The organism is Coprococcus sp. AF16-22 (genome assembly GCF_003461545.1).
Taxonomy (GTDB): domain Bacteria; phylum Bacillota; class Clostridia; order Lachnospirales; family Lachnospiraceae; genus Coprococcus; species Coprococcus aceti.
This window is the reverse complement of the sequence record NZ_QTXH01000004.1, coordinates 1-21,017: the sequence shown is the minus strand read 5'-3', so window position 1 is coordinate 21,017 and position 21,017 is coordinate 1. Positions and strand designations below refer to the sequence as shown.

Annotated in this window: 20 protein-coding genes; 5 read left to right on the top strand and 15 right to left on the bottom strand. The window is 43.1% G+C overall.

Annotation, left to right across the window (positions count from 1 at the left end):
- Positions 1 to 27: 27 nt before the first annotated feature.
- The 3 genes from DWW60_RS06140 to DWW60_RS06130 all read right to left on the bottom strand — a co-directional run bounded on the left by DWW60_RS06140 (position 28) and on the right by DWW60_RS06130 (position 3,370).
- Positions 28 to 1,188, bottom strand: coding sequence for an ABC transporter permease (locus DWW60_RS06140; protein WP_117874660.1), 1,161 nt, complete (start codon positions 1,186 to 1,188; stop codon positions 28 to 30).
- Positions 1,175 to 2,338 carry an ABC transporter permease gene (locus DWW60_RS06135; protein ID WP_117874658.1) on the bottom strand — a complete coding sequence of 388 codons (1,164 nt, stop codon included), beginning with the start codon at positions 2,336 to 2,338 and terminating at the stop codon, positions 1,175 to 1,177. Before DWW60_RS06135 ends, DWW60_RS06140 begins: the two co-directional genes overlap by 14 nt.
- Before the next feature lie 84 nt (positions 2,339 to 2,422).
- Positions 2,423 to 3,370: an ABC transporter ATP-binding protein gene (locus tag DWW60_RS06130; protein ID WP_022217171.1), complete on the bottom strand. Its 948-nt coding sequence runs from the start codon at positions 3,368 to 3,370 to the stop codon at positions 2,423 to 2,425.
- Between the two features lie 302 nt (positions 3,371 to 3,672).
- On the opposite strand from DWW60_RS06130, the gene DWW60_RS06125 reads away from it, so the two are divergent.
- Together DWW60_RS06125 and DWW60_RS06120 are read left to right on the top strand one after the other, a co-directional pair.
- Positions 3,673 to 4,830: a sensor histidine kinase gene (locus DWW60_RS06125; protein ID WP_117874656.1), complete on the top strand. Its 1,158-nt coding sequence runs from the start codon at positions 3,673 to 3,675 to the stop codon at positions 4,828 to 4,830.
- A gap of 53 nt (positions 4,831 to 4,883) precedes the next feature.
- Positions 4,884 to 5,537 carry a response regulator transcription factor gene (locus DWW60_RS06120; protein WP_117874654.1) on the top strand — a complete coding sequence of 218 codons (654 nt, stop codon included), beginning with the start codon at positions 4,884 to 4,886 and terminating at the stop codon, positions 5,535 to 5,537.
- A gap of 115 nt (positions 5,538 to 5,652) precedes the next feature.
- Here DWW60_RS06120 and DWW60_RS06115 read toward each other — a convergent pair whose 3' ends face one another.
- Positions 5,653 to 6,267 carry an SH3 domain-containing protein gene (locus DWW60_RS06115; RefSeq protein WP_015533206.1) on the bottom strand — a complete coding sequence of 205 codons (615 nt, stop codon included), beginning with the start codon at positions 6,265 to 6,267 and terminating at the stop codon, positions 5,653 to 5,655.
- 280 nt (positions 6,268 to 6,547) lie between these two features.
- Between DWW60_RS06115 and DWW60_RS06110 the strand changes: the two genes are divergently transcribed.
- A complete protein-coding gene (locus DWW60_RS06110; RefSeq protein WP_015533207.1) occupies positions 6,548 to 7,273 on the top strand; it encodes a pseudouridine synthase in 726 nt (241 codons plus the stop codon).
- 51 nt (positions 7,274 to 7,324) lie between these two features.
- Here DWW60_RS06110 and DWW60_RS06105 read toward each other — a convergent pair whose 3' ends face one another.
- A complete protein-coding gene (locus tag DWW60_RS06105; protein WP_055143942.1) occupies positions 7,325 to 8,437 on the bottom strand; it encodes an N-acetylmuramoyl-L-alanine amidase in 1,113 nt (370 codons plus the stop codon).
- A gap of 106 nt (positions 8,438 to 8,543) precedes the next feature.
- Positions 8,544 to 9,815, bottom strand: coding sequence for a M18 family aminopeptidase (locus DWW60_RS06100; protein WP_055143940.1), 1,272 nt, complete (start codon positions 9,813 to 9,815; stop codon positions 8,544 to 8,546).
- 274 nt (positions 9,816 to 10,089) lie between these two features.
- Between DWW60_RS06100 and DWW60_RS06095 the strand changes: the two genes are divergently transcribed.
- Together DWW60_RS06095 and aroA are read left to right on the top strand one after the other, a co-directional pair.
- Positions 10,090 to 11,184, top strand: a complete 1,095-nt coding sequence (locus DWW60_RS06095) for a prephenate dehydrogenase (protein WP_243002929.1) — start codon at positions 10,090 to 10,092, stop codon at positions 11,182 to 11,184.
- Positions 11,185 to 11,248: 64 nt separating this feature from the next.
- Entirely contained in the window at positions 11,249 to 12,526 is a 1,278-nt protein-coding gene (gene aroA / locus DWW60_RS06090; protein ID WP_117874651.1) for a 3-phosphoshikimate 1-carboxyvinyltransferase, read from the top strand.
- Positions 12,527 to 12,702: 176 nt separating this feature from the next.
- Here the strand turns inward: aroA and DWW60_RS06085 are convergent, their stop codons facing one another.
- From DWW60_RS06085 to DWW60_RS06045, 9 genes are all read right to left on the bottom strand, one after another.
- Entirely contained in the window at positions 12,703 to 13,599 is an 897-nt protein-coding gene (locus DWW60_RS06085) for a hypothetical protein (RefSeq protein WP_117874649.1), read from the bottom strand.
- A 2-nt stretch (positions 13,600 to 13,601) separates the two neighbouring features.
- The gene (locus tag DWW60_RS06080; RefSeq protein ID WP_117874647.1) at positions 13,602 to 15,023 is read right to left on the bottom strand and encodes a hypothetical protein; all 1,422 of its coding nucleotides are present in this window, start codon (positions 15,021 to 15,023) and stop codon (positions 13,602 to 13,604) included.
- 40 nt (positions 15,024 to 15,063) lie between these two features.
- Complete coding sequence (locus DWW60_RS06075; protein ID WP_158564575.1) at positions 15,064 to 15,933, bottom strand: GHKL domain-containing protein; 870 nt, start codon at positions 15,931 to 15,933, stop codon at positions 15,064 to 15,066.
- A gap of 425 nt (positions 15,934 to 16,358) precedes the next feature.
- On the bottom strand, positions 16,359 to 17,084 hold the full coding sequence (locus tag DWW60_RS06070) for a LytR/AlgR family response regulator transcription factor (protein WP_117874645.1): 726 nt from the start codon (positions 17,082 to 17,084) through the stop codon (positions 16,359 to 16,361).
- Between the two features lie 467 nt (positions 17,085 to 17,551).
- Positions 17,552 to 18,028: an LURP-one-related/scramblase family protein gene (locus DWW60_RS06065; RefSeq protein WP_055223764.1), complete on the bottom strand. Its 477-nt coding sequence runs from the start codon at positions 18,026 to 18,028 to the stop codon at positions 17,552 to 17,554.
- Between the two features lie 75 nt (positions 18,029 to 18,103).
- Positions 18,104 to 18,568 (bottom strand): DUF2752 domain-containing protein, encoded by a 465-nt coding sequence (locus DWW60_RS06060; protein ID WP_082431310.1) that lies wholly within the window; start codon positions 18,566 to 18,568, stop codon positions 18,104 to 18,106.
- Positions 18,508 to 19,053 (bottom strand): alpha/beta hydrolase, encoded by a 546-nt coding sequence (locus DWW60_RS06055; RefSeq protein ID WP_055223760.1) that lies wholly within the window; start codon positions 19,051 to 19,053, stop codon positions 18,508 to 18,510. The genes DWW60_RS06060 and DWW60_RS06055 overlap by 61 nt, the downstream gene beginning before the upstream one ends.
- Before the next feature lie 100 nt (positions 19,054 to 19,153).
- A complete protein-coding gene (gene queA / locus DWW60_RS06050) occupies positions 19,154 to 20,218 on the bottom strand; it encodes a tRNA preQ1(34) S-adenosylmethionine ribosyltransferase-isomerase QueA (RefSeq protein ID WP_055223842.1) in 1,065 nt (354 codons plus the stop codon).
- Between the two features lie 226 nt (positions 20,219 to 20,444).
- Positions 20,445 to 20,837: a hypothetical protein gene (locus DWW60_RS06045; RefSeq protein WP_055272543.1), complete on the bottom strand. Its 393-nt coding sequence runs from the start codon at positions 20,835 to 20,837 to the stop codon at positions 20,445 to 20,447.
- Between the last annotated feature and the right edge of the window lie 180 nt (positions 20,838 to 21,017).

Here is a 21,017-nt window from a genome sequence, read left to right as displayed (position 1 = left end):
CATGCCTCATAACTTCCAGTGTATTTTCTAAGCCATAGCCCTGCCGGCGGTCTTGTACCTGTCAACGATCACTCCAACAAGTATGAACAGTACGGCGAATAGCATCTGCACCCCCATGCTTACAAATATGCCTGACACCGAACTGCCGGATGCGAAATTGTCGATGGCATCCGTTGCATTTGCGTACCAGTATGCCGGAAGGAAATGTGCTATCGCCATCACAGTGTCACTTAAGAACTCTCTCGGCACAAATATCCCGCAGAGGAATGCCATTCCAAGTGATATGACATTTGCACACATGGAAAGAATCTGTTCACTCTGTGTAAGCTTGCTAACTAGAAATGCCAGCGAGAGTGCTACACAGGCATACACCAGCATATTGAGTATGAACATTCCGCCCCTTGCTGAGACTATATCATATTTTATAAGTATTCTGGAAAGTACTATAAATACTACAGACAATACGCATCCAGTAGACATCATCCCCAGGACAAGTTCCCTGTTCAGCCTGAAAAATTTGTATGATGAGCACTCTATTCTCGCTCTAAGCTTTTTCCTGTTATATACCTGCAAAACAGGCGCTACCCCAATTATCATAACGCATATCATGACCCACCCCAGATAGTTGTAAAAATTATATAACATGGAATGTCCTGAGGTCTTTCCTTCGGCCATATCGACTTCAGCCTTCTGCTCAAGTGCCATCCTCGCTCTCTTATCGGCATCGTTCACATCATCTCCGGCCCTCTTGTACAGAGACACCATATTCATGTAGCTGTCAAGCTTTGTCTCAAACAGCATGGACGCCTGACTTCCGGGGATAGTCGTTATCTCAAGCATACCATCCGCAGTATCATTTGCCCATGCATCGCCAAAGCCATCTGGTATCCTGATCACACAATCCACCTCCCTGTTGTAGAGAGCATCCTGAATACCTCGTTTGTCCATATCAACGCCATCTACAAACTGCTGCGTATCACTCAGGTAAGCCATCAATTTTCTGCTCATCTCACTGCCATCCTCATCGCTCACCGCATATTTGATCGTTTTATCCTTATAATAGTTCTGTGGATCTGTGTTTCCCACATTGATGAACACAATCATGACTCCACACAGGATTCCCACATACATGATCATCTGCCCAATATATTTTCTCAAAACCTTGAAAAAAGATTTAAACACTTGCATATCTGTTCCTCCTTACCATGAGAATCCCAACTGCTATGAGCACCACAGCCTCAATAGTCATTATGACGATATTCTCAGTGAAAACCTGGTGGTCACTGTAAACATTCAGCGCATAAAATGAATCCGATATCAGAGCCGCGGGATTGAGTTTATTTATAATCGGCACGTGCTGCTGTATCTCATACTTTACTCCGTTTATACACAGGTCTGAAAGGATGGACATCACCATGGATATTCCGATCACAATACCTATCTTGGTCCCCTCAGCAAGCTTTGATATAGCCCCAACTATGACTCCTATTGCCAGACCGATAAAGCAGCCCACAAACAGAGTAAGCAGGATCTCCCATACTCTGTCGCCAAAATCCACTCCTATGCAGGACATGTATATAAAGCTTATGACCTCGACCACAAAATGTATAATCAGCAGTGCAGCAAACTCTGCCAAAACAAAGGTCATTTTTCTCTGTGGGGACACATTTTTTCTCTTTCCCGTAGCGCTCACATTTGCCTGAAGATTGCCCATCATCTCTATAGATGAAAGTGATGCAAACAGACAGCTCATGGCAAATATGGCATAGAAATAATTGTTATACACATTCTGGCTGCCCTCAGTGCTGGCCTTCTCTGTATAATATGATCTCTGTTCTGAGAGTTTTTCCACAAGGTCCGACATATCATCCACGCCGGAAGTCCCAGACATATACTGTTGGAGTCCGATGCCATCCTTATATATATCCATAAGTGCATGCTCGTACTGCTTGTACTCAGAAAGCACTGTCTCAAGTATGCTTGCATTGACAGAACTCTCCGCAACCGTGAGCTTCACATCATCCGTATATATGATGCCCTCGACCTCTTCATCAGCCAGTGACATCTCCGCATCGCTTTCGCTCATCCTCGTAACCGACAGAAGGGCGTCATCGCCATCCGACAGCGCATCCAGCATATAATTAAGTCCATTTGCCGATTCATCCTCAGTGACCACCGCCACCTTGATATTCCTGAACATCTCATCCTGTTCATATATGTTGCCAAATGCCATGTACATAAATGTGGCAAGCAGTATCGGAAATACCAGTGTCCAGAAAAGAGACACCTTGGCACGCATCAATATCTTTATCGTATATAGAAAATCCCGTATAAACATATTTCTCTCCTTTTAATCCCGGTTCATCTGAAATATACAAATATCAATTCTTTCAACAACTCCATAATCCAACTTACATTCAAATCAGTCTCTGAGCTCCTTGCCTGTGATCTCAAGGAATACATCATTAAGCGTTGGGAGCTCCGTGACAACCCTGCCAAATGATATATCGTGCTCCTTGAAAAATTCCATGAGCCTCACCAGATTGTGTCTTCCGCCGGAATATCTAAGTGTAAGCATGCTTCCGTTATATTCGTTCTCATACACATGTGGCTGACTGCGAAGCTCCGACATCTGTTCGCCTGTAAGTCCAAACACTTCAACCTTTATGGTTTCTGTATTCTTGATCATCTTCTTAAGCTCATCCTTCGTTCCGACTGCAACAGATTTACCTTTGTCCATTATGACTATCCTGTCGCAGATCTGCTCTACCTCCTCCATATAATGAGAAGTGTACACGATGGTCGCGCCTTCCTCTTTCAGTCGTTTGATTCCCTCAAGTATTCTGTTGCGGCTCTGCGGATCAACTGCCACTGTCGGCTCATCGAAAAATATAAGTTTTGGCTTATGCGCTATTCCGCAGGCAATATTCAGTCTTCGCAGCAGTCCACCCGAGAGCTTCTTTGGAAGGAATTTCCTGTAATCCGCAATATCCACGAAATCCATTGTCTCCTCAACACATTTGCGTCTCTTCTCTTTGTCCTTTATATAAAGGCCGCAGAAGTAATCAATATTCTCATATACAGTCAGTTCATCGAACACCGCCACATCCTGCATTACAACTCCTATCTCTCTCTTGATATCGTAGCTGTCGGGCTTCATCTCTTTGCCAAATACCTTTATATCGCCCTTGTCAAATGTGAGCAGGGACAGTATACAATTTATAGTTGTCGTTTTTCCAGATCCATTTGGGCCAAGAAGCCCCAGTATCTCCCCTTCCTTCACCGTAAGACTGAAATGATCCAGCGCCAGTAGATCTTTATATCGCTTTACCAGATTGGTAACCTCTATTGCATTTTCTGAATTACTCATATATATCCTCCTGTTTTGATATCCTGTTTTTTGACCCTCATTATCTTATGAGTGTCGTTCATAACATGATAGTCTGCACGCATCAGCATGCTACATTCTTTATTACATGCTCTCATTATATACACCCTTGATCTGTTTTCACAGTGAACAACGTCATCTTCACAATGTGACATTTGTCATGTTTCTTTTTCCCTCATATTTATTTATAATAATTATTACACTAGGCTGCACACACTGCCTGGCACGGCTATTCAGACAGCACGATATATACTACAGTATTTTCTACATTATGGAGAATAATTATGAAACACCTCATCAACAAAGGACTCCTGCTGGTCTCAGCATTTGTCATGATATATGCGCATAATACTGCCACGGACACCCGGCTCATCATCGCACTGCTCCTGTCGCTCATTGCCGGTGCGGTCTATCCGGCACTTGCCGGGATCTCCGCAGTGGACAGAGCCACCACGAAGGGCGCCGAGAACCACAGCAGAATATATCCATACATATGCGAGGCACTGGTATGCGCGTATCTTGTATCCACATTCTGGCTGCACCCAGTTTATATGTTCGTGTCCATAGTCAGCTACGACATGTACAGATACAGACAACGGCTGTCACCAGTCATACTTGTCCTGTTATCCATATACATGTGCGTCAACTATCCTCTGATGTCAGTTCTCCCGCAGATATGCCTCATCGCATTCTCATTTGCTATGAGCGTGTACTGCTGCCGGATAAATCTGCTGAGGGCGGAGCTTCTTGCCATGAGGGACAATACTGCAGAACACGACATGCTGGTTGCACAGAACACACGCCAGTTGCTGGAAAATCAGGACAACATGGTGCTCACCGCCACCCTGTCAGAGCGAAACAGGATTGCCCGGGAGATTCATGACAATGTCGGTCATATGCTCACCAGATCCATACTTCAGACCGGTGCCATCAAAGTTATCAACAAAGACGAACGTCTTGAGAAGCCCCTGGCACAGCTGCAATCTACGCTGGATACCGCCATGGACAGCATGAGAAAAAGTGTCCACGATCTACACGATGAATCCATAGACCTGCGCACTGCCCTAGATGATGTGATCAACAACGTCAGCGACATGGACATCTACATGGATTACGACATGTCAGATAAGCTTCCAAGAGAGATCAAATACTCATTCATCAACATAGTAAAGGAAGCCATTAACAATACGCTGAAGCACAGCAACAGCGACCATATGGATATCCGCGTGCGGGAACACCCGGCATTTTATCAACTGTATATAACAGACAATGGACAGAACATCCGCTCCGGTCTATCCCCGGCACAAGGAAGCGCTTCTGGCGGGATGGGCTTAAATGGTATCCAGGAAAGAGTAAACAAACTTGGAGGCACAATGAAGATATCAACCGACGACGGATTTTCCATATTGATCAATATCATGAAAAGAGATTTTACAGACTGAATTCCAAACAGATATGCAAAATATCCTGATTATAAATAGGAGGAAACCGACAAATGAATGTAGTTATAATAGATGACGACCAACTGGTGGCACTGTCACTTCAGACCATACTCGAAGCCTGCGACGACATACAGGTATCCGCCACAGGAGGCAGTGGAGCTGATGCGATCAGACTGTACGAAGAATATCAACCGGATGTTCTACTCATGGACATCCGCATGGAGAACATAAATGGCCTTGAGGCTTCTGAGACTATCATGGCATCTCACCCGGATTCCCGCATTCTTCTCCTGACAACATTTTCAGACGACGAATATATAATCAAAGCACTGAGTATCGGGGCAAAGGGATATATACTGAAGCAGAATTTTGAGAGCATCGCACCGGCAGTAAAAGCAGTATACAATGGACAGACTGTATTCGGGGATGAGATAGTTGGAAAACTCCCTGATCTTATTGGACATATGGACACTACCTCATCAGATGTCCAGCCATCGCCATTTGCCGGAATGGAATACGAACTCAGTTCCAAGGAAATGAATATTATCAGACTTGTTGCAGATGGTCTGAATAACAAAGAAATCGCATCAAGCCTGTATCTGAGCGAGGGTACAGTGAGAAACTATATCAGTTCCATCCTTGACAAGCTGCAGCTGAGAGACCGCACACAGCTGGCGTGCTTCTACTACAAAAAGCTAACCAATTGAGCAGCAGTCAATACAACAATAAAAAAGCAAGCCGCATGCCATCCTGAAATGACATGCGGCTTGCTTTTTCTGTCTTACTGGGTCGTACCTGGGTGAAAGGTACTCATATACACTACTACTGAAGTGAGGCATCCACACTTACATATTCTGTTGAAATATATCCGATCGAGCCATCGTATAACTGAACTCCTATCCAGCTCTCATCCTGTGATACAACGTCGAACATCTCTCCACTGTTCACTGTAGCTATGATATCTGATTCTGATGACTGCTCTGTATGGACATACACACCATCATATATCACTGATGCTGTTACGCCCGGAAGCACCTCTGAAGGGGTCTCTTCTGTTGTCGCTTCCTCTGTTGTCACTGCCTCGGTAGACGCTGAAGTCACAGACTGTATACTACCTGATGCATTGCTGGCAACTCTGGCCGTATCGTTGGCCGATACTGAACTTCCTGCAGGCACCACTGCGTCGATGGCAAGCTGCACACTGCTGTCTGCCATCATCACTGCCTGACTCTTGTTGATAGTCACACTATCATTCGCATATAATTCATCCGCAAGCGGGTCAGCCTTCTCTCCAAAACTTATGACAGCAAATACACAAAGAGCCATTACAACCACAAGTGCTGTCATCAAAATGTTATGTCTTAAATATTTATAACTGAGAACATTCCTTCTCATGTGATCTACAAATCTTCCAAACTTACTGCGTGATCTAGTCATTAATTTTTCCTCTTTTACCCTTAATCCAAGCTATTTTCTATGTAGTATTTCGTAATCTAAATTTTACAAAGTTACCGCATTTGTTACATTTCTGTTAAATATAATACACTACACATGTGCATGTGTCAACTGATTCTGACAAAAAAATACCAATTTCTAGTGGTTTTACACAACTGTTTGTAACGACATGTTGTGTTTTGTAACATTTAACTTTTCTGCTGAAAAAAGCGCATTTTCGTGGTATCATATGACATCATACAGTCAACAAAAGGAGTACATTATGAGACTTGATAAATTTCTAGTTGAAATGGGGATCGGCAGCCGCAGTCAGGTAAAGCAGTATGTGAAAAAAGGCACTGTCACCGTCAATGGTGCCCCGGTTAAATCCTCAGATGTAAAGATAGATGAGAACAACGATACTATAAAATATAATGGCAGGATTCTGAATTATTCTAGATACAGATATTTTCTCCTGAACAAACCTGCGGGGTGTGTAAGCGCCACCAAAGATAACGTGCATCAGACCGTTATCGATCTGCTAAAAGGAGAAAATACAAAAGACCTGTCACCCGTGGGACGGCTGGATATAGACACAGAAGGACTTCTACTTCTGACAAATGACGGAGCACTGACCCACCATCTTCTGTCTCCTGCACACCACATTCCCAAGACATATTACGCAGAGATTGACGGATATGTAACAGATGATACCATAAACCTTTTCGCCACAGGTGTGGATATCGGAGATGAAAAACCTACACTGCCCGCAGATCTGCGCATATTATCTTCCGACAGCACCGCTGCCAGATCGGAGATCGAACTCATAATAACAGAGGGACGTTTTCACCAGGTCAAGCGAATGTTTGAGGCCGTCGGCATGAAAGTTACTTTTCTGCGAAGAATTGCAATGGGTGAGCTGAAGATAGACGAATCGCTTCCAACAGGTGCCTACAGAAGTCTCTCGGAAGAAGAGGTCAGTCTTCTCCGGTTCGATATGCCACAATAAAAATAGAGAACAGGAAATCCTGTTCTCTATTTTTATTTATGTTACTGACTTCTATTCTGTAATATATTTATCAAGGCCATCTGCTATTCCCTTGGCGATCTTGTTCTGATAATCGTCTGTTACAAGAAGTGCCTCCTCAGATGCTGTAGTCATATAGCCAACTTCCACTATGGTTACCGGAACTGTACTCCAGTTTATTCCGCTCATGGTATCCGTCTCCCATATTCCATCGCTCTTAGCTCCTGTGGAAGCCAGAAGTCCTGATAAAACATCCGTGGCAAGACTCTTGCACTGATCATAGATAGCTGAATTATATGGATTAGATGATGTCTGACATACTGTCATCACACCTGTCGCATTACCGTCTGTCGATCCATTTGTATGGATCTTTATAACTGCATCTGCCTTAAGGTTGTTCGCATATTCTGCTCTCGTCGCATTACTTATATCAACATCATTCGATGTTCTGATCATCTTAACTGTATAGCCTCTGGATGTGAGCTCTGCCTCAAGCTTCTGTGCGATCTGAAGATTCAGCTCATATTCCTTTATTCCTGTTGATACACCTGTGTTGCCAACGGTTGCCTTTACTTTTGTCTCTGTAGCAGCAGGGCCTATCGGCTCGGTCTCTTCATTTGCATTCTGCTGATGTCCGGCATCTATAACTATCATCTTGCCCTCACCAACATTGGATGTAGTTCCCTGTTCTGTGGATGCATCCGATGAATTCTCTGTTGTCGCCTTAGTCGATGCATCAGACTTATCTCCTCCGCCTACGACCTCAAGGAGCTCTGAGAATATATAGTATTCCCCACCATCTATAGATACCTTGCTCCACTCATCGTTATAACCGATTCTGTCCAGCTCAACATCATTTGCAACTTCCTGATATATCTCTCCATCAGTTGATGGGCTCGTTCTGACATTCACATAGTCAAGAGTCTTTACTTTGTCATTACACATTGTAAAGCCATCCTTGTCCTTCTCCGGCTGTGCCTCAGTGGTTGCTTCCGTAGTCGCCACCGTCACTGCTTCTGTGGTCGCCTCTGTCTCCGTCGGATTGGCTGTGGTAGCATCGTCACCTTTGCTTCCGCATCCGGCAAATGCCAGCATGGAAGCAAGTCCAAAGCAGAGCACTGCATATTTTAAATGTTTCTTCTTCATGAGTATCCTCCGTAAGTGATTATTGAAGTTAAAAATACATCATCTTATTGTAACACAATCGTAATAACTGCACAAGTAAATTGCTCAAATACCTGATTTCACCATACTACATTTCAAATACTGCACCGCAAATCTTCTCAAGTTGTGCATAATCCTCCGCACTTCCAAGCTCCACCGCTGAATGCATAGCCAGTATCGGTATTCCCATGTCTACAGCTCTGACTGGCAGATAAGATGAAGCTATAGGACCTAAAGTCTGTCCTCCTGCCATACCCGACCTGTTCACCTGACGCTGTATCTTTATCTCCTGATTTCTTGAAAGAGCCATGATGACCGCAGATGCCTCACTGTCTGACACGTATCTCTGACTTGCACTTGATTTGAGTGCCACTCCGCGCCCCATGACAATCTGATTTGTCGGATCACTCTTCTCTGAATAATTCGGATGGGTTGCGTGCGCCACATCAAGTGACAGCATGAATGCATCTCTCATAAGGCGTCTTCCTGCTCCAGCCTCAATATCCAAGCCTTCCATGATACGCTTTATTATCTCCGACAGAAGCACCGAATCTGCTCCCTGCTTTGATCTGCTGCCTATCTCCTCATTGTCAAACAATGCTATAACATTTGTATTATTGCCATTTGTCTCTCTGCACATGGTGTCAACAAGCGCTGACACGGAAGTTACATTGTCAAGTCTCGGAGAAGCTATCATATCCTTATCTGCCCCAACTATCTCCATTCCATCCATGTTATACAGGTATAGATCATAATCAAGAATATCGTCCTTCAAAAGCCCAAGGTCATCTGCCACATACTGTAATATATCTTTGTCCTTCACCTTCTGACCATCCAGACCATATACAGGTATGAGCTCCTTCTGCACATTCATTTTCTCCCCGGGTGCATCCTTTCTCAGATGCGGTGCAAGGCTTGGCACTATGCACATGGCTCGCTCTGAATCATACAGATACGTCTTCGGCCTGAACGGATCCGTGGTCTGCGCCATGACCTTGCCCGCGATTCCAAGCGGTCTGTCAAACCATGTCTCCTTGATAAGTCCGCCGTACGGCTCTACATTCAGTGTCTGGTAGCCGCTTCTGTTCATATCCGGCTGAGTCTTGATCTTGAGCATAGGAAAATCTGTATGTGCAAGGCCGATATTCAGCCTGCCATACTCAGGCATCTCCCCTGCGGCAAACGCCACCATCATAGATGAGTATGGCTTCACATAATATCTTCCTCCGGCCGTGAGCTCCCAGCGTTCTCCCATATCTAGCTCCATGTAACCGTGATCCTGCAGCATGGCTTCACATTCCTTCACTACATGAAACTGTGTGACACCGGCGTCAAGTAGTCTGCAAAGTGTATCTATCATAATAAATTATCCTCCTTATAATGGTCGGTCGACAAACGCACACATCAGTATACTTTCTTATGTGCATCGTCTGCGTTCTCCACAAAGATTTTAGTACAAATCTTCAGCTTATACAATTCCCTTACTTCTTATTTTAGCTTAATATCCACATCTGATATTCAAGTTTTTTTATCGCAATGTGAATCTTCTCTTGCCCTGTCCTTCAAAAGGCTGTATAATCGCCAATAGATACTTTAACGCTTTTATGCGTCAAACTGTTAAAGGAGAACGTAAAATGAATGATTTATCAATAGGATTTATCGGTCTGGGACTTATCGGAGGATCTATTGCCAAATCCATCCACCGCATTTTCCCTGATTACAGAATAGTCGGCTTTGACAATAATCTATCTACACTCAAGGAAGCTGTCTCCGATGGGACACTGACTGAATATACAGATGATATCCATACCATAGCAGAATGCAACTATATCTTTCTGTGCGCACCGGTCCACTATAATATAGAATACCTGCGCCAGCTCAAGCCATTTCTTACAGACAGCACCATACTGACTGATGTCGGAAGCGTAAAGCTCGACATATACGAAGCAGTCCAGGAGCTTGGGCTTGCCAGGTATTTTGTCGGCGGACACCCTATGGTCGGCTCTGAGAGATCTGGCTACGAGGCGGCCACCGACAGGCTCATAGAGAATGCCTATTACTTCATCACACCTGCAGACGGAGTTCTGCCGGGCAAGACTGAGGAGTTCTCCACATTTATCGGAGATCTTGGAGCGATACCGATCACATACTCACCTGTTGAGCACGACCGTATAACCTCTTACATAAGTCATGTGCCCCACGTCATAGCCGCCTCACTGGTCAACCTTGTCGCAGCGGCAGACAGCCCGGACAATATTTTCAAATCACTGGCAGCCGGAGGCTTCAAAGATATAACCAGGATCGCATCCTCCAATCCAGTGGTATGGGAGCACATTCTTCTGGCAAATCCTGACAATATCGTACACGGGCTTCAGGAATATGTTGAGCTTATAGACAAAATGATTTATCATATTAAGCAGCGCGATGCGGCTGGGATAAATGCTTTTTTTGCATCCGCCAGAGATTACAGGGATTCCATTCCTAACAACAGCAGCGGTGTCATAAGAATGCATCATGAACTGTTCGTAGATATACCTGATGAGGCTGGTGCGCTGGCAAAGGTGACAGCTTTTATCGCAGAGGCAAAGATAAGCCTCAAGAACATCGGAGTCTCCCACAACCGGGAGGATGAGGAAGGGGTTCTCAGACTCTCATTCTACGATGCTGATGCAAGACGGAATGCACAGGATGTGCTGAAGGCCGCAGGCTATAGAATTTATAACCGTTAAGAGCCGGAGAATAAAATATTTTAACCAGACATATTACACTAGATTAAAGGAATACTGAGAATTTATGAAGATCAACAGAGTAAAATCACTTAACGGAGAGATAACAATACCGGGGGACAAATCCATCTCCCACCGTTCCATCATGTTCGGCTCAATCGCAGATGGAATAACCGAGGTACACGGATTTTTAAATGGAGCAGACTGTATATCATCCATGAACTGTTTCAGGCAGATGGGTATAGATATTGATTACGACGGCAGTGTCGTTACTGTACACGGCAAAGGACTGCATGGACTGTCAAAGCCTGAAGGCACACTTGATGTCGGCAACAGCGGAACAACCACCAGACTTATATCAGGTATACTTGCCGCTCAGCCATTTGCAAGCAGGCTTATAGGTGATGCTTCTATATGTAAGCGCCCTATGAAGAGAATCATGACGCCTCTCTCCATAATGGGTGCCGACATCACATCCGAACTCGGAAATGACTGTGCACCGCTCCTTATAAACGGAAAGGAACTCCATGGAATACACTACAACTCACCTGTCGCGTCAGCACAGGTAAAGTCATGTGTACTCCTTGCCGGACTCTATGCAGACGGCGAGACAAGTGTCACCGAGCCATATGTGTCAAGAAACCACACTGAACTCATGCTTGAGTCATTTGGCGGCAATATAAAAGCAGAGGGAACTACGGCTACCGTAAAGCCTGTGGATAATCTTGTTGGACAGAAGATACTTGTACCTGGAGATATATCATCAGCTGCTTACTTCCTTGTTGCAGGACTTATCACTCCGAACTCATGCATCACCATCAAAAATGTTGGCATCAACCCGACCAGAGATGGAATACTGGAAGTCATCAAAGCAATGGGCGGCGATATGGAATACTCCAATGTAGTGAGCGGATGCGGTGAGCCAACCGCTGACATAACAGTCAGGACATCAAGTCTCAAGGGCTGTGTCATTGAGGGTTCCATCATACCAAAGCTCATAGATGAGATCCCTGCCATAGCAGTTCTCGCATGCTTTGCAGACGGTGAGACCATCATCAGGGATGCCCAGGAGCTCAAGGTCAAGGAATCAAACAGAATAGATGTCATGGTAAACGCTCTCTCATCCATGGGCGCAGACATAACTGCAACCGATGACGGAATGATCATACGCGGCGGAAAGCCTCTTCACGGTGCAGTGATTGACAGTCACTTGGACCACAGAATCGCCATGAGCTTTGCCATCGCAGGACTTAACGCTGATGGCGATACAGAGATCACCGGAGCCGAGTGCGTGAACATCTCATATCCGGGATTCTATGATGATCTGGGTGGGCTGGAACGTTAAAGATATATAGATTATTTTTAGCACAAATAAAGGCGACACTACAGTCTGTGATGCTTTGCATCCTACCAGACAGCTGTGTCGCCTTTATTTGTGTTACTTTTTATCCTAATAATTTAATGATATCCTGCTCTGTCCAATATTCATTTTACCACAGTTCATGGACTATTCACAACAGCTTACTCCGTTGCCCTCTTAAACTCATCCGTTCCAGTATCTTCCCAGTTTGTCTTTCCACTGCTTATCACTTCTCCACTGGAAAATACATATGCATAGATATCTTTTATTTCGGCGCTACCATAATCATATGTTCCACCACCGCCTTTTTCAGTACGATACCTTACATACAATCCACACTTCCCATTCTCTGACTTGCCATCATATACAATGTATTCCACGGAATTATCACTTTCCGACAATATACATCTTGATGATGACTCCGAGGCGCCGTAATATACTTCGAATTTTCCAGCTGTGGCATCTGAATATTTCTCAAAGATCGCCTGATACCCGACTGTAATTTCCTTATTTTCTGGCTGATCATTTACATCAGGATCAACAGAGGAATCAGTGGAGCTCTCTGCATTCTCCCTGCTGTCACCCGAAGCTTTTTCCGTTATCGCAGAGTCTTGTTCGCTGTCTTTTTCTATATCCGTATCTTCTCTTCTATATCTGGTCGTGAGACGTCTACTGCTGGTCTGCCCATTAAAACGCATGGTCACAAGCTCGTCACGCTGTTCAGAGCCAGACACTACCACCTCCACACGATCAATATACCATGTCGTCTTTAGATCGCTTTCATCAAATCTTGCACCATCATTTGCCACTTCAAATGACCTATATGCAACCGTCTTCTCCTTGCCATTCAGCACCAGTCTTCCATGGGCAGCTCCAAATGGAAAATCCGGGTCACCAACAGAATAGATCACAAGCTTATAATCACCATCTGGAGACGTTGACACACTTATCTGCTCAGCTTCGTAACGCGTCTTATATCTAACATAACCTAATGGTAGCAACACCACCATTACCAATATGCAGGCTATGATAACAACATACTTTGGTATCTTATTCATGACTATTTCCTGCCTGTCTCCTCATACATTCCTATCTTCTTCATGTTATCCACTATATCTATGTAGTTTCCATCTATCGCATTTATATATACCCTCTGTATCGGCATGTCACATCGGTAATCCTCATTATATTCATTCTGAGAAAATATCCATGTCGGAACAAAATACTTATTTCCCGACTCATCAGCACATGGTACATAGGCAAGTTCCACATCATTAAATTCCACCGTTCCATAATTTGTCGGGTGATCCTTATAATATTTGGCTATACTCTCGCCCGCAGCTTTAATCATCTCATCCCAGCTTAAAAGCTTGACCTCCTCTTTATCAAACGTATCCTCGTCGGCATATACATACACTGTAGATGAGACAACCCCAAACTTATCAACACTTATTACCGCCTTGTCAACTCCACCTTTATAGGTAAGGTTATCGGTATCAATACTATCCACGGTGTCGATATCTGTTGAGTATACCACATCTATCCCATCTATCTTCCGTCCGAACTGGAATCTGTATCCATCAGGCTTTTTTATGACATCTTCACCATAAGTACCGCCTGTCCAGGCTCTCACCGCCTCTTCTGTCCCTGTGCAGGCAAATCCGCTTATCCCCAGATTGTCTAGTAACTTCATTGCAGAACTGAGTCCTTCATCTTCTGTGATTGGGTTCTTCTCATCCCCATCATATATGTCTTCACCGACAACATTGATCTCATACGTACTTTCAGTTCCTGGAACCTCTGATACAAGAGCCTTATCCTCACCCTCAGGTGTCATACCATATGTAAAATAGTAATTGTTATATCCACCTCCATCTTCATTATCCGATGCCGCCATAAATATTCTCTGTACCCCACCGGATTCCGCAACATAATGCTCATTAATCTTATATTCTGTAGCTATTGGTAACTCATCATCAATGCTATTTCTCTCGTCTACCCATCTTTTCATACCTTCCTCTAAAAGCTCTGCATAACCAGGATCATCACTCGCCAAAGCCTTTTCTATGTCCGCCTTATATGAAGCTATCGTGTTATCCAGGATTTCCTTTGACTCAGCAGCATCGCCATCCTGCCACCTTATTTCTGATGTCTCGTCAAAAAGTCTGGATATTATAGTTTTAAGTTCATCATCTGAACATGGTGCATTTACCATGTCAAACCCGACTTTATATACTCTATCAGCATCTGGAACCTCTATATCATCATCCTTCAATGTTATCGATGAGAGTTTTGATTCTCCTATGTCAAAAGTAACATCGCAGTTATCGGGTATATCCAGCTGTCCCTCAAGACCTCCTGCATTACCTGTATCATCACTTCCCCCATTCATTCCATAATCAACTTTTTTATTTCCACACGCAGCAAGACTTAATGCCATAACAGAAATAAGTGCTGCACATATTATTTTTTTCTTGTCCATCGTACACCTCCGTTTTATTTTACAGAAATACCTAACATCTTTACCGGGTAACATTTGACAGATATATGACCGTATGGAATCTTTGATCATCCTCTGAATAATATGTATCAACACTTCCACCATACTTTTCCGCTACCCTTTTCATACTCTTTATTCCAAATCCATGGAATTTTTGATCCGGCTTACCGGACTTTCGTGAATCATATCTGTGCGTACAATCATTTGTCATTGCTATGATCGTTCCACCATCGTTCCCCTGTGAATTCATTCTAAGTTCCACACTGGCACTGCCTATTTCACTCATTGCCTCACTGGCATTGTCCAGCATATTACACAGAAGGACAGTTAAGTCATCTACCTGCATGTAATCCATACGTGCCCTTCTCACATCAAAATCATAATGAATCCCCGCATCAATGAACCTGCTGGCATATCTATTAAGAATAACATTTACCATATGATCATCCGAAAACCTTATAGTCTCTTTCAACTCGTTGGATTCATATATCCTTTCAATATATTCGACTGCCTTATCGTAATCATGATGTTCGAGCAGATCATGTATCCCGCTGATATGCTTTTTTATGTCATGTATCATTATTTTCTGCTCTTCGTCCTGACTGATAATTTTTTTATAATACTCAATGTCATATTTTTCTCTCTGGATCTGCAATGTTTTATCCAGATTCTCCTTGTAGACTCTCTGCAAATATCCGTAGATCACAAATGAAATAATAATTATCACCAGACAGATTATTGAACAATACAACATTATGGATTCCTGCATTTTGCTGATGTCAGAAAAGTAACACATGTAATTGAGCAGACACACAACAACTATCACACACACTGGTATGACAAGAATTACCCAGCCCTGTGCTCCCATATGTACATCAACCCTGTGTCTCATCCCGTATCGGCTGATTGCAAACATCACAAGGAAATACACAAACTTGCTTAATATTGCTAGAAATAATACAGTCAAAACACCACCAGATGGATCCCAGGATTTTTGACTAATTCCAGAAAATACCGCCACAACCACCATCTCTGACAATGTCATAATTACTGACATTGCCACACTGTGAAAAACTGAGCTTAAAGTTTTTTGTCCATATACGAATTTTATTATTATCCAGTTGAATACTGGAAATGAAATAAAATTAAATATCAATATATTTAGTTCAAACAAACCAAATAAAACAACATAACACGCCAACACCAAAACAAATCTCTTTATCACCGTATATCTTGGTTTTACAAACATCCACTCGAAGTATTGAAATGCTATCAACGCTTCTATCAGAAAAACGATTCCATAAATCATAGCCATTGTCATGTCCTTGCCCCCTCCAAATACATCATAAATGCATGCTTAAAATTTTGATAATTGCGTTTCGTTAGATAGGCTGTTACCCCAGTATCCAGATACACCAATGAATGATCAAACCTTACTACATGTTCCATATTCACAATAAAACTTCTGTGTGTTCTAAAAAACCCCCTTGTATTCAATGTCTTCTCCCAGTAATCCATCTTTCTCACAGAGATGTATTTTCCCTCACTGGTGTTCACAAATAGCGTATGTCCCTGTGCCTCCAGGTAAATAATCTCCGGAGCTCTGAGGATTATATTTTCATTCTTTGTCTCAATCAATATCTTAGTATTTGATGTTGTGTATATCTTAAGTCCATCCTGTATATTTCGGTATATACGAGATTTGTCAAGCGGCTTTGAAATATACCTGAACACCCTCAAGCTCATAGCAGCATCAAGATAGCTGTCGTATGCCGTTATTATATATATCAGACACTCCTCATTCTGCGCCAATAGCCGTCTGCCTATATTTATCCCATTCATTCCCGGAATTACTATATCCAAGAATACAAAATCATATTTCACTTCGCTTTTTATCAGATTCTCGCCATTGTCAAACTCATATATATTAGGTTCTTCCAAATGATTGGAAACAAAATATTCCTTTATCCATTCACTCAGCTGTTCAGTTACAAATATATCATCATCGCATACCGCTATATTAAGCTTACTTCTTTGGTCCATATGCTCACCCCATTATTATTATACACTTTGTTATATTACCTCTTCAATGCTGAATGCACGAAACGACATTATAGTGCCGATTTTGGACAAAAAAAGGCTTTCCGGTTACGAATAAACCGAAAAGCCTTTTTGCAAACATATTCAATTACAGATTCCAAGGATGATCCAGAGCACTGCTATCATACATCCGACTAAACATCAAGAGGATACTTTCTAAACGCTTTCTAAACAATCTTATTAATCAAAATGTGACATACTCTTCTGCATCTCCACAATCAAAAGAATACTGTGAAATATCTCCTAATTCTACTGAGGTAACTGGAAATATCGTCACATTATCCAATGTACTTTCAAATTCTTCTGTTGTCAAATAACTCATTTATTTTCAATCCGCTTTCTTGCCTCAAGCATCTTTTTCTTCTTATCAATGGATTCTGATGAAGGAGTTCTTAATACCTGTTTAAAAATTAATTATTATTCTGCGAACAATTGGCCGCATCAATGGCAATCACAAGCATAAGTGCCATGATCTCATCACCCGGATCTGAGATATCAAGTGTGTATGTATCTCCCCAGCTGAGAAGCTGCTTTGCTATATTTGCCACCAGCCTGCTTCCAGCTGTGACACTATAATTCCACGAAAGGAAATCTCCATCACACTGCCATCCTCCATACTCAATACTGTACGATGGCTTGAAGAATGTAAATTCCTTCCTGATACTTCCACACGGTCTGCCACCCACACTGATGTCAAATGTAGGCAGGAACGCGAATAATCTCTGACTGATAAGACCTATCTCATTTCCCGCAATGTCATATACGTGAACCTGATGCGTCAGCCGAAACGCCTCCGACTTCACAAAATACTTTTTGTTTCCCCATTCATCATATATATCGTAGGTATCTGTCCAGGCAAATACCCGTTGTTTTATCATAAGTCTCATAAAATCCACTCCTTATATCATATGTCATCGTGCATAAGCGCGATGACACGCACACGCCTACTCAACTTGCGCTCATTATATGACATATCCCGGCACCACCAGCTTCACCACGTAAGACACCACAAATATCCCAAGCCACACATACACATACCACAACCGGAATCTCACAAGCGGTGTCCTGCCATTCGTGGCAAGCCTGATCGTATTGCCCACCAAATATATGATGCAGATGCACGCCAGATACACAGTCGCCACATGGTAATACATAGCCGTCAGAATATGTCCGTGGAGCATGGCAAGTACAGCCCTTGTCGTACCGCATGCGGGACATATCACCCCTGTAAACCGGCGTATCTGACACCCCTCAAGCCAGCTTGTATCCGGAAGTACACGAAGGAGCAGTATATATACCGCCGTGCCGATAAGCAGTGTTATGAGCACTGCTATCCCCGCAATATATAACTGCCCCTCTGTATGTCCTAGAAGTTCAAATAATCTATATATTTTTCCGCTATATCTTTCTGCGTTTTTATGTTCCATAGAATATCCTTTGTCTCTATTGAGTGATTGCCACCCTCATATCTGTAGAGTGGTATATGTCTTTCCTCGCAAAGTTTGGTTATCTCACCCGTATTCACTAGTGGATCCGCCGTTCCGTGAAAAGCTATGCCATTTGAATTGGCATATTGCATGGTAATCTCAAGTGGTGTGAAATATATATTTCTTACTTTAAGTCCTTTCTCCGCCACATATCTTGCAGATATAGCCGTACCTATACTCTTTGATAGAAATACTATATCCTCAGCATCCGAGAAATCCACATTCTTCAGACAATCTACCGCTTTATTCCAGCCATCATCAAATACCTTCTGTATCTCCTCCGGGAGATGTCCCGAAAGCTTGCCATATGTCACATCAACAATATCATATCCATGTGCCATCATATATTTTTTACTGTAGTAAAGTAACGGTTTATCAGTGTGATATCCGATTCCCGGGAATACCACGCATATCTTCTTTCCCATATATCTGTCTCCTCTCCGGATATAAGTCCCATCCAGAGTACATAAATTATCAGCACCCCTATTACATCATGCCTTTATTCTAATCGTCCTGATTCTTCTGCTATTTTATCAGCATAGCATCGCCAAATGAGAAGAATCTGTACTTCTCCTCAACCGCCACCTTGTACGCCTCAAGTATATGCTCTCTGTCGTACAGCGCAGAAACAAGCATAAGAAGCGTTGACTCAGGCAGATGGAAATTCGTGATGAGTGCGTCAATAACCTTGAACTTGTATCCCGGATAAATGAAAATATCCGTCCATTTGCTGCCTGCATGAACTGTTCCATCGTCGTCCGACATGGACTCAAGAGTTCTGGTACTTGTCGTTCCTACGGACACAACTCTTCCGCCTGCAGCCTTTGTCTCGTTGATCATATCAGCTGCATCCTGCTCTATGATACAGAACTCAGAATGCATGTGATGATCTAGTATGTTCTCTTCCTTCACTGGTCTGAACGTTCCAAGTCCGACGTGAAGTGTCACATGCGCTATCTTGATTCCCTTCGCTTTGATCTGGTCAAGCAGCTCTGTTGTAAAGTGAAGTCCTGCAGTCGGTGCTGCCGCAGAACCGTCATGCTCTGCATAAACTGTCTGATATCTGTTCTTGTCCTCAAGCTTATGTGTGATATATGGAGGGAGTGGCATCTGTCCCAGCTCGTCAAGGATCTCCTCGAATATTCCATCGAACTCAAATCTGATGAGTCTGTTGCCCTCCTCAACTATATCGACGACCTCACCAACAAGTTTGCCCTTTATAAGTCCTGTCTCAGGGTCAGGTTCATTTGACTCTGAACCAAATACTATACGAGCACCCACCTTACACTTTTTGCCCGGTTTTACCAGAGTCTCCCATGTACAGTCGTCCTTTCTCTTCAGAAGAAGAACCTCTATGGATGCTCCCGTATCCTCCTTGACGCCCATAAGTCTCGCCGGAAGAACCCTTGTATCGTTGATGACCAGACAGTCTCCCGGATTCAGGTAGTCTATCACATCATAAAAGTGCTTGTGCTCTATCGTATTATCTTTTCTGTCCAGGACCATGAGACGTGACTCACTTCTCTTGAGGAGTGGGTCCTGTGCTATAAGTTCCTGTGGCAGATCATAGTAAAAGTCTGTTAATTTCATCATATCGTAATTCCTCGCATCTTCTAATCTATCATGTTCTGAGAAACACAAAACGTGTTTTCAAATTTATACAGCCGCTTTGCTTCTTGTGTGATCATATTCTCTGATACCTTGTCCGCACAAAAATAACTGTCTGGCATCAGATACAATATATCCGTTGCCAAACAGTTACATATTATACTACTATCACAAATATTTCAAGGACAGCAAACAACGCTTTCCATCTCTATTTTTTTCTGTAAAATAAAATTACCAGCCCCACTCCATTCAATACAATGCCTACAACCAACGCTCCAATTCCAATCCCTCTCCACATACATGCGTTCATCAGATATATTCCACCTATCATAAACATCACACCTATCATGATAGGTATAAATCCTGCCACCCTGAGCTTCGGCGTGTTCTCATCAGGCTTTCTCGTTGCAAGAAAACACGCAAGGGCAATCCCCATGAATACCCACGGAAGCGCCGCCGCAAGAAAATCCAACACCGCATTTCCCGTCATGATACTTGCAAATATGACAACGACAGCCACTATGATAGCCACTATGCCCACAGCGATAAGCCTACTGTTGGACCTTACGATATTTGTGTCCTTCTCTATCTTTTTCATCATATCCTGATCTCCTTTCAACAGTTCATCCAGACTGATATGATAGAGATCACTCATTTTGATCACGCTGGCAATATCTGGCATGGTCTTTCCCGTTTCCCTTAATTAAAGATATTATTGGGTAAAAAAGAAAGGTCAGTCAATTTTGCCGATGAAGCGGTAGTAGATTTCTACTTCCTGCTC

What these genes read in the sequence shown, in the direction of transcription:
- DWW60_RS06140 (WP_117874660.1), bottom strand. Translation starts at nt 1,188, where the DNA reads ATGCAAGTGTTTAAATCTTTTTTCAAGGTTTTGAGAAAATATATTGGG.
- DWW60_RS06135 (WP_117874658.1), bottom strand. Translation starts at nt 2,338, where the DNA reads ATGTTTATACGGGATTTTCTATATACGATAAAGATATTGATGCGTGCC.
- DWW60_RS06130 (WP_022217171.1), bottom strand. Translation starts at nt 3,370, where the DNA reads ATGAGTAATTCAGAAAATGCAATAGAGGTTACCAATCTGGTAAAGCGA.
- DWW60_RS06125 (WP_117874656.1), top strand. Translation starts at nt 3,673, where the DNA reads ATGAAACACCTCATCAACAAAGGACTCCTGCTGGTCTCAGCATTTGTC.
- DWW60_RS06120 (WP_117874654.1), top strand. Translation starts at nt 4,884, where the DNA reads ATGAATGTAGTTATAATAGATGACGACCAACTGGTGGCACTGTCACTT.
- DWW60_RS06115 (WP_015533206.1), bottom strand. Translation starts at nt 6,267, where the DNA reads ATGACTAGATCACGCAGTAAGTTTGGAAGATTTGTAGATCACATGAGA.
- DWW60_RS06110 (WP_015533207.1), top strand. Translation starts at nt 6,548, where the DNA reads ATGAGACTTGATAAATTTCTAGTTGAAATGGGGATCGGCAGCCGCAGT.
- DWW60_RS06105 (WP_055143942.1), bottom strand. Translation starts at nt 8,437, where the DNA reads ATGAAGAAGAAACATTTAAAATATGCAGTGCTCTGCTTTGGACTTGCT.
- DWW60_RS06100 (WP_055143940.1), bottom strand. Translation starts at nt 9,815, where the DNA reads ATGATAGATACACTTTGCAGACTACTTGACGCCGGTGTCACACAGTTT.
- DWW60_RS06095 (WP_243002929.1), top strand. Translation starts at nt 10,090, where the DNA reads ATGAATGATTTATCAATAGGATTTATCGGTCTGGGACTTATCGGAGGA.
- aroA (WP_117874651.1), top strand. Translation starts at nt 11,249, where the DNA reads ATGAAGATCAACAGAGTAAAATCACTTAACGGAGAGATAACAATACCG.
- DWW60_RS06085 (WP_117874649.1), bottom strand. Translation starts at nt 13,599, where the DNA reads ATGAATAAGATACCAAAGTATGTTGTTATCATAGCCTGCATATTGGTA.
- DWW60_RS06080 (WP_117874647.1), bottom strand. Translation starts at nt 15,023, where the DNA reads ATGGACAAGAAAAAAATAATATGTGCAGCACTTATTTCTGTTATGGCA.
- DWW60_RS06075 (WP_158564575.1), bottom strand. Translation starts at nt 15,933, where the DNA reads ATGAGACACAGGGTTGATGTACATATGGGAGCACAGGGCTGGGTAATT.
- DWW60_RS06070 (WP_117874645.1), bottom strand. Translation starts at nt 17,084, where the DNA reads ATGGACCAAAGAAGTAAGCTTAATATAGCGGTATGCGATGATGATATA.
- DWW60_RS06065 (WP_055223764.1), bottom strand. Translation starts at nt 18,028, where the DNA reads ATGAGACTTATGATAAAACAACGGGTATTTGCCTGGACAGATACCTAC.
- DWW60_RS06060 (WP_082431310.1), bottom strand. Translation starts at nt 18,568, where the DNA reads ATGGAACATAAAAACGCAGAAAGATATAGCGGAAAAATATATAGATTA.
- DWW60_RS06055 (WP_055223760.1), bottom strand. Translation starts at nt 19,053, where the DNA reads ATGGGAAAGAAGATATGCGTGGTATTCCCGGGAATCGGATATCACACT.
- queA (WP_055223842.1), bottom strand. Translation starts at nt 20,218, where the DNA reads ATGAAATTAACAGACTTTTACTATGATCTGCCACAGGAACTTATAGCA.
- DWW60_RS06045 (WP_055272543.1), bottom strand. Translation starts at nt 20,837, where the DNA reads ATGATGAAAAAGATAGAGAAGGACACAAATATCGTAAGGTCCAACAGT.